Source organism: Stenotrophomonas sp. YJH_SMC_58, from assembly GCF_059369635.1.
Genome location: NZ_JCAFSW010000005.1, coordinates 14,923 through 29,563, shown reverse-complemented (window position 1 = coordinate 29,563; position 14,641 = coordinate 14,923). Strand labels below are relative to the sequence as shown.

Annotated in this window: 11 protein-coding genes; 4 read left to right on the top strand and 7 right to left on the bottom strand. The window is 66.8% G+C overall.

Annotation, left to right across the window (positions count from 1 at the left end; translation table 11 throughout):
• Positions 1-235: 235 nt before the first annotated feature.
• On the bottom strand, positions 236-2,905 hold the full coding sequence (gene mutS, locus AC5P68_RS08460; RefSeq protein ID WP_414497944.1) for a DNA mismatch repair protein MutS: 2,670 nt from the start codon (positions 2,903-2,905) through the stop codon (positions 236-238).
• 226 nt (positions 2,906-3,131) lie between these two features.
• Here mutS and AC5P68_RS08455 point away from each other — a divergent pair, with 226 nt between their 5' ends.
• Both AC5P68_RS08455 and AC5P68_RS08450 read left to right on the top strand, forming a co-directional pair.
• Entirely contained in the window at positions 3,132-4,409 is a 1,278-nt protein-coding gene (locus AC5P68_RS08455; protein ID WP_033834494.1) for an O-antigen ligase family protein, read from the top strand.
• A complete protein-coding gene (locus AC5P68_RS08450; RefSeq protein ID WP_049404756.1) occupies positions 4,409-5,401 on the top strand; it encodes a glycosyltransferase in 993 nt (330 codons plus the stop codon). Before AC5P68_RS08455 ends, AC5P68_RS08450 begins: the two co-directional genes overlap by 1 nt.
• Positions 5,402-5,430: 29 nt before the next feature.
• On the opposite strand, the gene AC5P68_RS08445 is transcribed toward AC5P68_RS08450, so the two are convergent.
• The gene (locus AC5P68_RS08445; RefSeq protein ID WP_033834496.1) at positions 5,431-5,790 is read right to left on the bottom strand and encodes a barstar family protein; all 360 of its coding nucleotides are present in this window, start codon (positions 5,788-5,790) and stop codon (positions 5,431-5,433) included.
• A 280-nt stretch (positions 5,791-6,070) separates the two neighbouring features.
• Here AC5P68_RS08445 and AC5P68_RS08440 point away from each other — a divergent pair, with 280 nt between their 5' ends.
• Both AC5P68_RS08440 and AC5P68_RS08435 read left to right on the top strand, forming a co-directional pair.
• Positions 6,071-8,293, top strand: a complete 2,223-nt coding sequence (locus AC5P68_RS08440; protein WP_231522601.1) for a methyl-accepting chemotaxis protein — start codon at positions 6,071-6,073, stop codon at positions 8,291-8,293.
• A 165-nt stretch (positions 8,294-8,458) separates the two neighbouring features.
• Entirely contained in the window at positions 8,459-8,827 is a 369-nt protein-coding gene (locus AC5P68_RS08435; protein WP_032965667.1) for a glycine zipper 2TM domain-containing protein, read from the top strand.
• 128 nt (positions 8,828-8,955) lie between these two features.
• Here AC5P68_RS08435 and AC5P68_RS08430 read toward each other — a convergent pair whose 3' ends face one another.
• The 5 genes from AC5P68_RS08430 to AC5P68_RS08410 form a co-directional block, all read right to left on the bottom strand.
• Positions 8,956-10,083, bottom strand: a complete 1,128-nt coding sequence (locus AC5P68_RS08430) for an ABC transporter permease (RefSeq protein ID WP_111109007.1) — start codon at positions 10,081-10,083, stop codon at positions 8,956-8,958.
• Entirely contained in the window at positions 10,080-11,267 is a 1,188-nt protein-coding gene (locus AC5P68_RS08425) for an ABC transporter permease (protein ID WP_033834498.1), read from the bottom strand. The genes AC5P68_RS08430 and AC5P68_RS08425 overlap by 4 nt, the downstream gene beginning before the upstream one ends.
• Positions 11,252-12,265: an HlyD family secretion protein gene (locus AC5P68_RS08420; RefSeq protein WP_033834499.1), complete on the bottom strand. Its 1,014-nt coding sequence runs from the start codon at positions 12,263-12,265 to the stop codon at positions 11,252-11,254. Before AC5P68_RS08420 ends, AC5P68_RS08425 begins: the two co-directional genes overlap by 16 nt.
• Positions 12,258-13,658, bottom strand: coding sequence for a TolC family protein (locus AC5P68_RS08415; RefSeq protein WP_049404762.1), 1,401 nt, complete (start codon positions 13,656-13,658; stop codon positions 12,258-12,260). Before AC5P68_RS08415 ends, AC5P68_RS08420 begins: the two co-directional genes overlap by 8 nt.
• 78 nt (positions 13,659-13,736) lie before the next feature.
• Positions 13,737-14,633, bottom strand: coding sequence for a LysR family transcriptional regulator ArgP (locus AC5P68_RS08410; protein ID WP_012479551.1), 897 nt, complete (start codon positions 14,631-14,633; stop codon positions 13,737-13,739).
• Positions 14,634-14,641 lie beyond the last annotated feature (8 nt).

Genomic DNA, 14,641 nt, shown 5'->3' with positions numbered 1-14,641 from the left:
ACACACCAGCAACAACGCTAGAACCGTACGCCGCATGTTCGTTCCCTCGTGATCGAATCCCCTCGCTTCGATGCCGCGGCATGTTGCCCGGCCCCATTGCATGCCGCTGGGATCGCAGTTTCAGTGACTGTGCGGAACGGCGCCCCAGTTCCCCTGTGGCGGTCTGCGTGGCCGAGTATGCAGGATTCTCCGCGGTGGCTTCCAGGGGGGCATGGTGCCCCCTGGCCAGGCGCACTTACAGCAGTGCCTTCAGCCGATACAGCGCTTCCAGTGCCTGCTTTGGGGTCAACTCGTCCGGATCGATCGCCGCCAGCGCTTCCTGCGCCTTGCTGGATGGCGCCGCGAACAGCCCGAACTGCTGCGGGGCATCCAGCGCCTGCGGCGCCAGCTCGGCGGCGTGGCTTTCAGCGCCGCGCTGTTCCAGCTCGGCCAGGCGACGCCGTGCCTGCGCCACAGTGGCGCGCGGCAGGCCGGCCAGTGCGGCCACCTGCAGGCCAAAGCTGCGGTTGGCCGGGCCGTCCTTCACTGCGTGCATGAACACCAGCGCTTCGCCGTGCTCGACCGCGTCCAGGTGCACGTTGGCGATGCCGCTGCGGCCGCCCTCGTGCTGTTCGTCGGCCAGCGCGGTCAGCTCGAAGTAGTGGGTGGCGAACAGCGTGTAGCAGCGGTTCTGGTAGGCCAGGTGGCGGGCCACCGCGTCGGCCAGCGCCAGGCCATCGTAGGTGGAGGTGCCACGGCCGATCTCGTCCATCAGCACCAGCGAATGGGCGGTGGCGTGGTGCAGGATGTAGCTGGTCTCGGCCATCTCGACCATGAAGGTCGACTGCCCGCGGGCGAGGTCGTCGCCGGCGCCGATGCGGGTCAGGATGCGGTCGATCGGGCCGATCACCGCCCGGCTGGCCGGCACGAAGCTGCCGATGTGGGCCAGCAGCACGATCAGCGCGTTCTGCCGCATGTAGGTCGATTTACCGCCCATGTTCGGACCGGTGATGACCAGCATGCGACGGTCCGGATACAGGTCCAGGTCATTGGGTTCGAACGGCTGTTCGCGTACCGCTTCGACTACTGGATGGCGGCCGCGTTCGATCTTCAGGCACGGCTCGGCCTGCAGCTCCGGGCGCGCCCAGTCCAGCGCCTGCGCGCGTTCGGCGAAGGCGGCCAGCACGTCCAGTTCGCTCAGCGCAGCGGCACACTGCTTCAGCGGTTCCAGCTCCCCGCCAAGGGTGTCCAGCAGCTGCTCGTACAGGTACTTCTCGCGCGACAGCGAACGGTCGCGCGCGGACAGCACCTTGTCCTCGAATGCCTTCAGTTCTTCGGTGATGTAGCGCTCGGCATTGGTCAGCGTCTGCCGGCGGGTGTAGTGCACCGGCGCACGATCGGACTGGCCCTTGCTGATTTCGATGTAGTAGCCGTGGACGCGGTTGTAGCCCACCTTCAGGGTGGGAATACCGCTGCTCTCGCGCTCGCGCAGTTCCAGGTCGACCAGGAACTGGTCGGCATGGGTGGACAGCCGGCGCAGCTCGTCCAGCTCTTCATCGAAGCCATCGGCCAGCACGCCGCCGTCGCTCAGCTTCAGCGGCGGCATCTCGGCGATGGCGCTGGCCAGCAGCTGCGCGCACGCGTCGTGTTCGCCCAGCGCCGCGTGCAGGGCCTGCAGGCGCGGCGAGTCCAGCGGGGCCAGCACTTCGCGCACCGCCGGCAGCAGGCCCAGGCCGTCACGCAGGGTTGAGAAATCGCGCGGGCGCGCCGAGCGCAGCGCGACGCGGGTGAGGATGCGTTCCAGATCGCCGAGGCGGCGGAACTGCTCGCGGATGTCGGCGTCCGCACCGCGATCGATCAGGGTTTCCACCGCGTGGTGGCGCTGCACCAGCACCTCGCGCAGGCGCAGCGGGCGGTGCAGCCAGCGGCGCAGCAGGCGCCCACCCATGGGTGTCACCGTGCTGTCGAGCACGCCCAGCAGGGTATTGCGGGTATCACCGTCGACACGCGTGTCCAATTCCAGGTGGCGGCGGGTGGCGGCGTTCATCGCGATCGCCTCGCCGGCGGTTTCCATCGCGATCGAAGTCAGGTGCGGCAGGCGCTGCTTCTGGGTTTCCTCGACATAGCCGAGCAGGGCGCCGGCGGCGGCGGTGGCACGGGGCTTGTCATCGATACCGAAGCCGCTCAGATCGTGCAGCTTGAAGAAGTTCAGCAGCTGGCGGCGGCCGCTGTCCGCGTCGAACAGCCAAGGCGCACGGCGGCGCACGCCGGTGCGCTGGCGCAGGAACTCCGGCCAGTTCTCCTCGTCGGGCACCAGCAGCTCGGCCGGCTCCAGCCGTGCCAGCTCGGCTTCCAGGGCGTCGTCGGTTTCCACCTCGTTGACCAGGAAGCGACCACCGGCCAGGTCGGCCCAGGCCAGGCCGTAGCCCTGCTTGCTGCGCGACAGCGCCATCAGCAGGGTGTCGCGGCGCTCGTCCAGCAGCGCTTCGTCGGTGACCGTGCCGGGGGTGACGATGCGCACCACCTTGCGTTCGACCAGGCCCTTGGCGAGCGCCGGGTCGCCGATCTGCTCGCAGATCGCCACCGACTCGCCCAGCGCCACCAGCCGTGCCAGGTAGCCTTCGTAGGCATGCACCGGCACGCCGGCCATCGGGATCGGCGCGCCGCCGGAGCTGCCACGCTGGGTCAGGGTGATGTCGAGCAGCCGCGCGGCCTTGCGCGCGTCGTCGTAGAACAGCTCGTAGAAGTCGCCCATGCGGAAGAACAGCAGCAGGTCCGGGTAGTCGGACTTGGCTGCGAAGAACTGCTTCATCAGCGGGGTGTGATCCTTGGACGCCTTGGCGTTGCTGGTGTTGTCTTTTGTATCAGTCACTTGGGGCGTTTCGCGTCTTGGGCAGGGCGTCGGGGCGTGACCACGCGCAGGCATGGCCGGAGAGGTCATTAGTGTAGCGACCTGGGGCGGTCGATGATCCGCGGCACCCGCGCTGGGCCTGGAGGCTGTCCGTGTGCCAACGCCTGCGCCCCTGCCCCGGCACTTTGGTTGATTTCCCCAGGGTCCCACGGTAGTGTCAGCCCCGGCGATCTCCGCCAAGCGGCCTCCATGGAAAACGGGGCGACTTGTCCCCGGGCGGGCGTTGATGGAAAGAACAAGCATGACTGCAGCCTGCATGGCCGCCGAACCTCGTTACACTTGGCGTACCGTCCTGCTGAGCATCCTGGTCGCCATCGTTCCGCTTGCCGGCTCCGCACCCTACACCTTGCTGAAGGCGGTGCTGCTGCTGGCCCTGCTGGTCACCGGCGTGGTTCTGATTCGCCGCCAGCCCGATGTCCGCCTGCGCTACCGCATCGCCCGGTTCATCGTGATCGTCTGCTTCCTGCGCCTGGCCTATGCCTTCTACAGCATCCTCTGGCACGGGCTGCGCTGGAACGAGCTGGATCTGCCGGCGCAGACACTGCTCTACCTGGGTACCGCTGCTGTGTTCGCCACTGCGCTGGACTGGCGCCTGATCTGGAAGATCTTCGCCGTTTCCACCCTAGTCTTCGGCGGGTCGTGCATCGTGCAGCACCACGTGATGGGTCTTGAACGCGCGCACGGTTTCAGTGGCGGCGAATGGACGGCCATCGAGTTCACCATGGTGACGCTGTGCATGGCGTTGTTCTCGGTCATCCGGTTGATCCAGCCCAATGTGCATCCGGCCGAACGCTGGCTGCACGGCGTGGCCATCGCCGTCGGCGTCTACGGTTCGATCCTGGCGCAGAGTCGCGGGCCGATCCTGGCGTTCATTCCCGCCATGCTGATGGTGATTGTGGTGCACGTCCGGCGAACCCGGCGCTGGCGGGGGGCACTGGTCTTCGTCGGTGCCTTGGCCATCGGCGTGGTCGGCGCCACCTCGGTGCTGAACCACGAGGTGATCCAGCGCTTCGGTGAGGTCAGTGGCGAGATCTCCGGCTTCAACCAGGAAAAGGAGGTCGGCTCGGTCCGCGAGCGCATCGCCATGTGGGGCGTGGCGGTCGACGCCTTCGCCGAGCATCCCGTGGCGGGGGTGGGCCTGAACCAGTTCGGTACCTATGCACGTGAGGGCATCGCCCGCGGCGAGGTGTCCGAGTCGATCTTCCGCTACAACCACCCGCATAACGAGTACCTGGAAGCGGCGGTGACCGGTGGCGTGCCGTTGCTGCTGATCATGCTGCTGGTCTTCATCCTGCCCGGCATTCATTTCGTGCGGCGCCTCGGCCACGCCGACGACATCACCGCGACGATCGCCATCGCCGGACTTGCCGTGGTCATCGTCTATGCGCTTTCGGCGTTCACGGACAACGTGTTCTACCGGGCGATGCCGCATTCGTTCTATTTCTACCTGGTGCTGGGCTTCATGATGGCGACCGCCTTGCCGGCGCGTAACCTGCATCGGCCAGGGAGTCCGTCCTGATGGCGCATATCCATCTACTGGCCGCCGACAACCAGCGTGGCCTGTCCCATGACATCCAGGTGATCGAGCGCTCATTGCAGCAGCTCGGGCACACGGTGACGGTCAGCCGTCTGGACGCGGTGCGCAATGGTGGTGCCTGGAAACTGCGCGGGATGCGCCTGCGCAGGCTGCTGGCCTCGTGGCTCAGCTTGGGGCGCACGCCGGCCCGGTTCGACATCAACATCTCGCTGGAGCATGTCCGGCCGGCAAGCTTTGGACTGGCCGAGGTCAATCTGTTGATTCCGAATCCGGAATGGGTGTCCGCACGCAGCCTGCGGATCCTGCCGCGGTTCGATGCGTTGTTGACCAAGACCGAAGAAGCCACGCGCATCTTCAACGCACTGGGCATGCGCGCGCTGGAAGTTGGTTTCTGCAGCCGTGACCGCTACGACCCAGCGGTGCCGCGCAGACCGCGCAGCTTCCTGCATGCGGCCGGTACCAGTCGCATGAAGGGGACGGCTGCACTCGTCAATGTCTGGAAGCGGCACCCTGAGTGGCCCTTGCTGACCATCCTGCGCGGCGGCCCTTCGGACGAAGATGAGGGCGGGGCCGCGAACCTGCGGATCGTCCGCGAGCGGCTGCCCGACCAGGAGGTGCAGCGCCTGCAGAACGAACATGCGTTTCACCTGTGCCTGTCGCAGACCGAAGGCTGGGGCCATTACCTGGTGGAAGCGATGAGCTGCGGCGCGGTGGTGATCACCTGCGACGGCGCGCCGATGAACCAGATGATCGACGACAGCCGCGGTATCCTGGTCGCCGCGCACGAGGGCGAGCCCTGCCATCTGTCCAGAACCTGGCATGTGGATGAGAAGGCGCTGGAACAGGCCGTCGAGCGTGCGCTGGCGATGGATGAGGCCGAGTGGACCCGGCTGGGCGCCAATGCACGCGCATGGCACTTGGCCAGCGAAGTGGCGTTCCCACGCCGTCTGGGCGAGGCCCTGGCCAAGCTTTGAGCTGATGGGGGCTGGTTGCTGCAGAGTGCTCAGCCTGGCACCAGGGTGATCTGCGGATGGCTGCCGAAGATCTCCATGACGATCTCGAAGTAGGCCTGTCCCTGGCCAATCGACAGTGCCGTCAACTGAGGCTGGATGACCGGACCGTTGAACCTGCCGTCCTGATCGAGTTTGGACCGCAGCCAGGCGCGCGTGGTCTCGCGGCCCAGTGCCTCGCGGCCGTGGGCGATGTCACGCCACACCATCGTGGTGGCGGCATGACCGGCGAGCGCGCCGTAGCTGCCGTGCAGCGGGTCATCAAGCGCGTCCAGGCTTGCGCCCAGCTGCCAGTCTTCGTTGGCCATGATGTCGTTGATGGACGCGCCTTCGATGTGTGGGATCCGTGTCATCTGCAGACTGTAGCCCGCCCGGGCGACGGTTGTGTCCGGCGCAGATAATCCGGGCCGCCTTGGATGGGGTAGGCGTGATTATGGTGTCAATTTGTGTAATTTTCATCGGGCGCTGGCGTGTCAGTGGCATTCGGTAATGATGTGGCGCCATTATTGGTCGCTGCATTTTCTGACTGCCTGCACAGTTCCATATATTTGGATCGGTCCATATATAAAGTCCCGTAAAGTTTCCCTCCGCTGCGCCGTCACCCTTCATACGGCCATGATCAAGGGAATTGAGATGCTCGCCTTACGCAACCTCCGAGTGGGATCCCGGCTGGGTGCCGGGTTCGGTTTGCTGCTGCTGTTCATCGTGGCCATCGTTGGCCTCGTGCTGTACGGAAACCACCTGAAGTCCGCCCAGTTCGAGAAAGTGGTGGACGTCAACATGGTGAAGATGCGGCTGTTGAACGACATGCTGGATACCAACAACGCGGTGCTGATGCATCGCCGGCTGATGGTGATCAAGCGCGGTGAGGATTTCGACAAGGATTATCAGAAGGCGCAGGAGCTGTCGCAGACCTACGACGGTATCTGGGCCAAGTACATCAAGATTCCACGCGACGCCACTGGTGATGCCCTGGTGGCGAAAATCGACGCGGCACGCAAGGCCACCGACGCCTCCACCCAGCATCTGCACGAGCGCATGAAGGCCGGTGATTTCGACGGCGCGGCCAAGGAACTGCTCGCCGAGCACGGCTTGGCCACCGCATGGAATGAGGCGATCTCGACCCTGCTGCGGCATCAGGAGACACTGACCGAGCGCAGTCGCGAGGAATACCGTTCAACCGAATCCTGGACCGGCACGTTGTCGATCGTGTTCGGCGCGTTGAGCCTGGTACTGGGCTCGCTGGCCGCGTGGGCCATCACCCGCAGCCTGACCCGCCCGCTGGAAGGTGCGGTGAAGCTGGCCGACGGCATCGCCAACGGGCGGATGGACAACAGCATCGACGCGTCCGGCAACGATGAGGTGACGCAGCTGCTCAGGTCGATGCAGCGCATGCAGGCGCAGTTGCAGTCGGTGATGGCGGCGCAGGGTGAACTGGCCCGCCAGCACGACGCGGGCAGCCTCAGCTATCGCATGGACGAGAGTGCTTTTCCTGGCGACTACGGGCGCATGGTGCACGAGACCAATGCGCTGGTCGGCTCGCATGTGCAGGTGCAGAACCGGCTGATCGAAGTAATGAAGCATTACGCCCGCGGTGATCTGTCAGTGGACATGGATCCGTTGCCGGGCGAGAAGGCCGCAATCACCCAGGCCATGGACGAAACCAAGACCAGCCTGTCGGCGATCAACGGTGAGATCCGCCGGCTGGCGACGGCCGCAGCCGCCGGCGACTTCAGCCTGCGCGGCGATGAAGATCGCTTCGCCTATGATTTCCGCGACATGGTGGCCGGGCTCAATCGCCTGATGCAGACCACCGACGAGAACCTGGTGCAGGTGTCGACCCTGCTGCAGGCGATCTCGCGCGGTGACCTCACTGTACGCATGCAGGGCGACTTCCACGGCGTGTTCGCCCGCATGCGTGATGACTGCAACGCCACCGTCGATCAGCTCAAGCAGATTGTCGGCCGTATCCAGTCCAGCGCGTCCAGCATCAACCTGGCGGCAGGCGAGATCGCTTCGGGCAACACCGATCTGTCGCGGCGCACCGAGCAGCAGGCGGCGAACCTGGAAGAGACGGCTGCGTCGATGGAGGAACTGACCTCCACCGTGAAACAGAACGCCGAGCACGCACGCCAGGCCAACCAGCTTGCCATCGGTGCGCATGGCGTCGCCTCACAGGGCGGCGAGGTGGTCGGCCAGGTGGTCACCACCATGTCGGCCATCGAAGCCTCGTCGAAGAAGATCGCCGAGATCATCAGTGTCATCGACGGCATCGCGTTCCAGACCAACATCCTGGCCTTGAACGCGGCGGTGGAAGCTGCGCGTGCCGGCGAGCAGGGGAGGGGCTTTGCGGTGGTGGCCAGTGAGGTGCGCACGCTGGCGCAGCGCTCGGCCGGTGCGGCCAAGGAGATCAAGGGCCTGATCGAGGATTCGGTCGGCAAGGTCGCCGATGGATCGGCGCTGGTTCGTCAGGCCGGCACCACGATGGGCGAGATCGTGGCCTCGGTGCAGCGCGTGACCGACATCATGGCAGATATCTCTGCCGCCTCGCAGGAGCAGAGCTCTGGTATCGAACAGGTGAACCAGGCGGTGGTGCAGATGGACGAGACCACGCAGCAGAATGCGGCGCTGGTGGAAGAAGCCAGCGCGGCGGCACGCTCCATGGAGGAGCAGGCCAACCTGCTGGCCGAAGCAGTTTCGGTGTTCCGCACGGGGGCGGTGACCGCCGCCGCAGCGGTCCGCCCGGCGCTGGCAGCCGTGGCGGCATCGGTTGCACCGGTACGCCGGCCGGCGGTGCTGCCGCCGCGGATGGAACCGACGCTGGCCGCCAATGCGGGCGGTTGGGAAGAGTTCTAGCAGAGGGCCATGCCGGTAGGAAGACAGCGCCTATCACGCTGGCTGATCGTGATGGGCTCGGATTTCTTCCTGAACGCGCGATGGCCGATGAGGCGGCGGACACGCGCATTTCACTTCCGGTTGCCAACCGCAGGAGGACACTTGCGCCATACCGGAACTCAGGAGATGGCCATGAAGACCTCGACCCGATTGCTTGTGCTGGGCACGCTGCTGGCGGCTTCGTCGGTGGCCGGTGCGCAGACGTATGGGCCGCGCGATGAGGGACGCAAGTTCAACGACGGCAGTCGCGTGGTCTGCAAGAACGTGGAAGTGCAGCGCAACTCGCGCGATCCGAACCGCATCACGGGTACCGCTACCGGCGCAGTGATCGGCGGCCTGCTGGGCAACCAGGTGGGCGGCGGTAACGGCAAGAAGCTTGCAACGGTGGCCGGCGCTGTGGCCGGTGGTGCGGCCGGCCGCCAGATCCAAGGCAACCAGCAGCAGAAGAACGGTGACCGCGTGGTTGAACGTCGCTGCGAACGCGTCTACCGCTGATCGATCGCCGAAGGCCCCCGTTTCCCCTTCCACACCGCAGTACCCGAACGCCGGCCCCACGCCGGCGTTCTTCGTTGCAGAAAAAAGGGGACGGAGGGAATTAAGTCGCAATCCCCCAACCTTGCCGTTTACGACTTAATCCCCTCCGTCCCCTTTTTTGCGAGGAGGCGCCAGGTGGCGAGGCTGCCGTAGAGCAGCAGCAGGACGGTGAGGGTGATCAGTTCGTGGCTGACGTCGGCCAGGCTGGCGTCCATCTGGTTCAGCCGCACCATCAGGTTGATGCCGGAGGTGGTAGGCAGCAGCTGCGCCAGCCAGACCAGCGGTTGCGGCGTCATCACTGCCGGCCACGACAGGTTGGCCAGGAAGAACAGAGGGATCGAGGTGGCGATGATGTACTGGAAGGCGCGTTCGCGGATGCGGAAGAAGCTGCCGACGAACAGACCGAAAACCACGGTAGCGGCGATGAACAGGGTGCCGCCCAGCAGCTGGCCCAGTGGGTTCCCGCCGCGCGGATAGTCCTGCACCCAGGCGGTGAACCCGGCGTACCAGAACAGGCCGAACAGGCCGATCAGGCCGAAGCCCATCGCCATGCCGGCCAGGGTCGGGAGGTCGAAGCGCAGGCGCCGGCCGAGTGCAAGACGACGACCACCGAGCAGCACGCCGATGCCCATCAGCAGGGTCTGGTGTACGATCAGCTCAGCCACACCGGGCACGATGGCGCTGCCATAGCCTTCCTGGGTGTTGTACAGCGGGCGCTGCACCAGGGTGACCGGCGGCGCCTGTGGCGCGCCCATGAAGGCGGCCTGGCCGACCACGGCGTCACGCCCGAACGCGCCCAGTGCATCGGCCACGCTGCCCAGCACCCAGCTGGCACGGCCCAGGTAGGCGCCGTTGCCGAGCAGCACCAGCTTGGCCGGGTGGCCGCGCAGGATGTCGCGCTCCAGGTTGGCCGGGATCAGCACGATGCCTTCGGCATGGCCGGCTTCCAGCTGCTGACGCGCACTGTCGATGTCCGCCGGTTGCCCGACCACGTGTGCGACGCGGAGCGCATCGAGCTTGCGCAGCAGTTCGCGGCTGGTCGCGCTATGGTCTTCGTCCACCACCAGCACCGGCAGGTTGCCGGCCACCTGGTGCCGGTAGGCGGCTGGATAGAAGAACGAATACAGGATCACCGCACCGACCATCACCACGATCGCGTAGCGGTCGCACAGCACCGCCATCAGGGTCTGCCGCAGGCTGCGCCAGAGCACGCTCATGCGTCAGCTCCCGCAGGCTGCGCGGCTTTCGGCGTGCGCGCAAAGGCGATCAGGCGCAGGCCGCCAATGCCTCCTGCCACCACCGCCATCAGCAGCAATGTGGCCAACGGCCACACCGAAACCTGCAGCGGCGAACCGATGAACTGCTGCTGGGTCTGCAGCTTGATGTAGGCGCTGAGTGGCAGCAGCTGATGCCAGATGCGGGTGAACAGGGGGCCATCCAGCACTGGGAAGGTAGCGCTGGAGAACGCCAGTGCGGTGCCGATGCTGAGGCCGACCGCGGACAGCGCGGTACCCATGTCGCGGGTGACGCCGACGAAGAACAACGCGTAGGCGGCCGTGGCCAGGTAGAACAGTGGCTGTGCGAGCAGCAGCAGGAGCACGCTGCCGGCCACACCATCGCCGCGCAGCCAGGCGAGGTAACCGATGCCGAGCGCGCCATACAGCGAAAACAGCAGGATGTACGGCGCGACCTTGCCGGCAATCGCCGACCACGGCGTTCGACCCAGCCAGGCGGGCAGGGTGCCGTCGCGGATCTCGCGGCCGAGGCTGCCGGCCACCGCAAGTGCCAGTACCAGCGACAGCACGGCTGGGAAGATCAGCGGTAGCAGGAACAACTCGTAGCTGCGCGCAGGGTTGTACAGGATGTCCGACTGCACCGCGATCGGTGCCGCACGCAGCTTGCCGGGGCCGACCTGCAGGCCGATGCGTTCGCGCAGCAGGCGTGCGTTCCAGGCCGAGACTGCGTCGCCGATATCGCGCGACGCAGATTGGCCGGTGGTCATGTAGGTGGCGTTGTAATAGGCGAACACCGTGCCCTGGCGTCCACGCAGCGCCTGCCGGGTGACATCGCGCGGCACCAGTACGATGGCAAACACGTCCAGCCTGCGCAGCTGCGAACGCGCGTCCTCCAGGTCCGCCGGCTGGCTGGCGATGCGTACGCCGGGGCTGGCATCGAGCATGCGCAGCAGCAGGCGGCTGTCACTGCTGTGGTCGAGGTCGACCACGGCAATGGGGATGTCGCGCATCACCGACGGCGAGAACATCCACGCCATCACCGCCAGCATCAGCAGGGGCAGCACGGTGACCAGCAGCAGGTCGGCACGGTTGCCGCGCAGCGACTGCAGCTCGCGCCGCCACGAAGCAGCGAAGCCGTTGCGGTCCGGGCTCAGTGCTGGGGCCATGCAAACAGCACGCTCATGCCGGGGCGGAAGCCCTCGATGCGGCGTACCGGGCGCACCCGCACCTCGAAACTGCGGACGTCGTAGCCGGACGACTGGCGGGTGGTACGCCAGGTCGCATAGTCGCCGGCAGGGTTGATGAAGTAGACCTCGAACTCGCCGTCCAGGCCGAGTGCCGGCACGTTGCCCTGCAGCTTGCTGCCGATCTTCAGGCCCTGCATCTGTGATTCGCGCAGGTTCATCGCCACCCACATGCGATCGATGTCGACCAGGGTGAATACCGGGTAGCCGGCCGGCACCAGTTCGCCCGGGTCGGCCATGCGCTTGTTGATCTCGCCCGCCACAGGCGCGCGTCCTTCGACTTCGGCACGGGCGGCGTTGACTTCGGCCACCGCGCCCTGCGCCTGCTGCACCTGGCCCTGCGCGGCACGCTTGTCCTGCTCGCGTGCGCCGGCCAACGCCATGTCGTACTGCGCGCGCGCGGCACGGGCCAGTTCGCGCGAACTGGTGGCCTGGGCATGCGCTTCATCGCGCTTCTGCCGGGTCATCACCCCTTCGTTGAACAGGTTCTGCACGCGCTGGTAGGTGGCTTCGGCCAGCGTTGCACCGGCTTCGGCGCGCTTCCAGTTCGCTTCGGCGGCGCGGATGTCTTCGCTGCGCGCGCCTTCGTCGGCCTTGTCGGCCACCGCCTGTGCGGCGGCCAACGCGCCGTGGGCCTGCTGTTCCTTGGCGGCCACTTCGGGGCTGTCGAGCAGGAACAGCACCTGCCCGGGCTGCACGCGGTCGCCCTCGCGCACCTTCAACTCCGCCACGCGCGCGGTGATCTTGGCGGCCACGTTGATGGTGTCCGCGTCGGCCATGCCCTGGATCTGGTCGGCCGGGCTGCGCCAGGCCAGCCACAGGCCGAGCACCACCGCGACCAGCAGCACCACTACCAGGATCGGGCCCAGGCGGCGCTTGGCCGGGGGTGTTGTCGCATCGTCGTGCAGCACATCACTCATGGTCGATCACCTCGTCCGCACGGCGCCGGAATTCTTCAAAACGGTCCATCTGTCCACTGACCTCCAGCAACTGCGCCAGCGCAATATCGTATTGGTAGGCGGCCTGTGCGCGCTCTACACGGGCACCGCCCAGGCCGAGCCGCGCGTCGATCACATCCAGCGAGGTGGCCTGGCCCTCGCGGAACGCCAGCTCCTGCAGGCGCAGGTTTTCCTGTGCCTGGGTGATGCTGCTGTCGAGCAGCACGTACTGCTGGCGCGCGGTCTCCAGTTCGTTCCAGGCCTTGCGCACGCCCAGCGCGACCTGGTTCTCGGCCTCGCGCAGGCCCGCTTCGGCCTGGTCCAGCTGCGCGCGCGCGGCGCTGATCTGTGCCGGCCGCGAGTTCGGCGACAGGAAGGTGTACTTCAGGCCGATACCAAACGCCCAGTCCGGATCGGTCAGCATTTCGTCGCGGCGGCGGAAGTCGTACTGGCCGAAGGCAAAGATCTGCGGTTTCAGCTTGGCCTGCTGCACGCGCACGCCCTGTTCGGCCTGCGCCACCATGGCCCGCAGGCGTGCGATCTGCGGCTGGCGCGCCTGCGCAGTACGCTCGAAGCTGGCTACCGGTTCCAGCGGCACGCGCTGCACGAACAGCGGCGAAACCGGCTGCACCTCGCCCCCACTGCGCAGCAGCGTGGCCAGCGCGGCCTTCAGCGTGGCCAGGTCGTTCACTGTCTTCTGGTATTCGCGCTCGGCCTTGTCGCGGGCCACGGTGGCCTGAAGGCGCTGCGCGCGGGTGGCGAAACCCTCGCGTTCCAGCTTCTCTGCATCGGACAGGTGGCGGTTGAGGCCATCGCGCACGTCACGGCGCACGTCCACCGCCTGCTCGGCCAGGCGCTGCCCGAAGTAGGCCTGGGCCAGCTGCACGATCAGCGATTGACGTTGTGCTTCGCGCTCGGCGCTGGCCTGTTCGTGGGCGGCACTGGCCGCACGCTGCGCGGCCGGAATCACGCCGCCGGTGTACAGCGGCAGCACCGCGGTGACCACTGGACGGGTGCGCCAGTCGCGCTCGGTGAACGACAGCGGCGAATCGATGCCGAAGGCTTCAGCCACCGGCGCCAGTGAGCCCAGCGGCAGAGTGAGCGTCTTCTGGAACTGCAGGCGGCGCACTTCGCCGGTGATCTCCGGCAGGCGCAGCAGCCGGGTGGCGTCCTGCAGGTCCTGCTTGTTGCGAACGGCTGCATCGGCAGCGGCCAGCGCATCGGAGACCTGCTCCAGGCGTTGCCGCGCCTGTTCCCAGTCCAGTGCGGGTGCATCGGCACTGCTCTGCGCTGCCGCCGCAAGCGGCAGGCAGGCTGCCAGGGTCAACGCGACTTTCGCGCTGTGCATCCTTGTACGTCGGCCGATCACGCCCATGCCGTCCCAGTGGTAAAGAAGTGCGCAAACGGTAGTGCGCATGGTGTGAAGCCCGGGTCTGCGGTCATCGGTCTTTCCTCAACGAAGGGTGCCGCTGGCCGCAGTACGCAGCGCCTGGGTGATGTGCTGCAGCGTGCTTGAGCGCACGGCGGCATGCTGCCAGTACAACGGCACATCGAGCCAGCGGCGGGGTTCCAGTACCACCACGCGGCCGGCGCGCACAGCGGGCGCGGCCAGGGTTTCCGGGGCCAGGCCCCAGCCGAGTCCGCACGCGGCGGCTTCGACGAAACCGGTGGAGGAGGGCAGGTAGTGTAGCGGCGGCTGCAGCCGCGCGCGGGTCAGGCGACGCACGAAGCGCCACTGCAGTTCATCTTTGCGGTTGAACACCAGCATCGGCGCGCGTGCCAGTGCCGTGGCGTCCATGCCATCGCTGAAGTACTGGCGGGCGAAGCCGGGCGAAGCAATCGCTTGGTAGCGCATGGCGCCGAGCGGGTGCACGTTGCAGCCCTTCACCGGCTGGCTTTCGGCGGTGACCGCACCCAGCACGCTGCCGTCGCGCAGCAACCGCAGGGTGTGGTCCTGGTCGTCCATGCGCAGGTCGAACAGGTAACCATGGCGCTGGTGCAGGTCGGCGATGGCCGGCACGAACCACGTATCGAGCGAATCATCATTGACCGCCAGCGGGATCGGGGTGCGCGCAGCGTCGCTGCTGCCACGCTCGGGTAGCAGCTCGGCCAATGCCTCGGCCTCCAGCGCCTGCATCGGTCGCACCCGGCGCAGCAGCGCCTCACCGGCGGCGGTGGGGCGGCATGGCGCCTGGCGCACCACCAGCACCTGCCCGAGCCGGTCTTCCAGAGCCTTGATCCGCTGCGACAGTGCTGATGGGCTGATCGACAGGCGGCGTGCCGCAGCCTCGAAGCTGCCTTCCTCCAGCACCGCGGCAAACGCGGCCAGTTGCGGGTGTACCAGGTCCATGCCGGTGC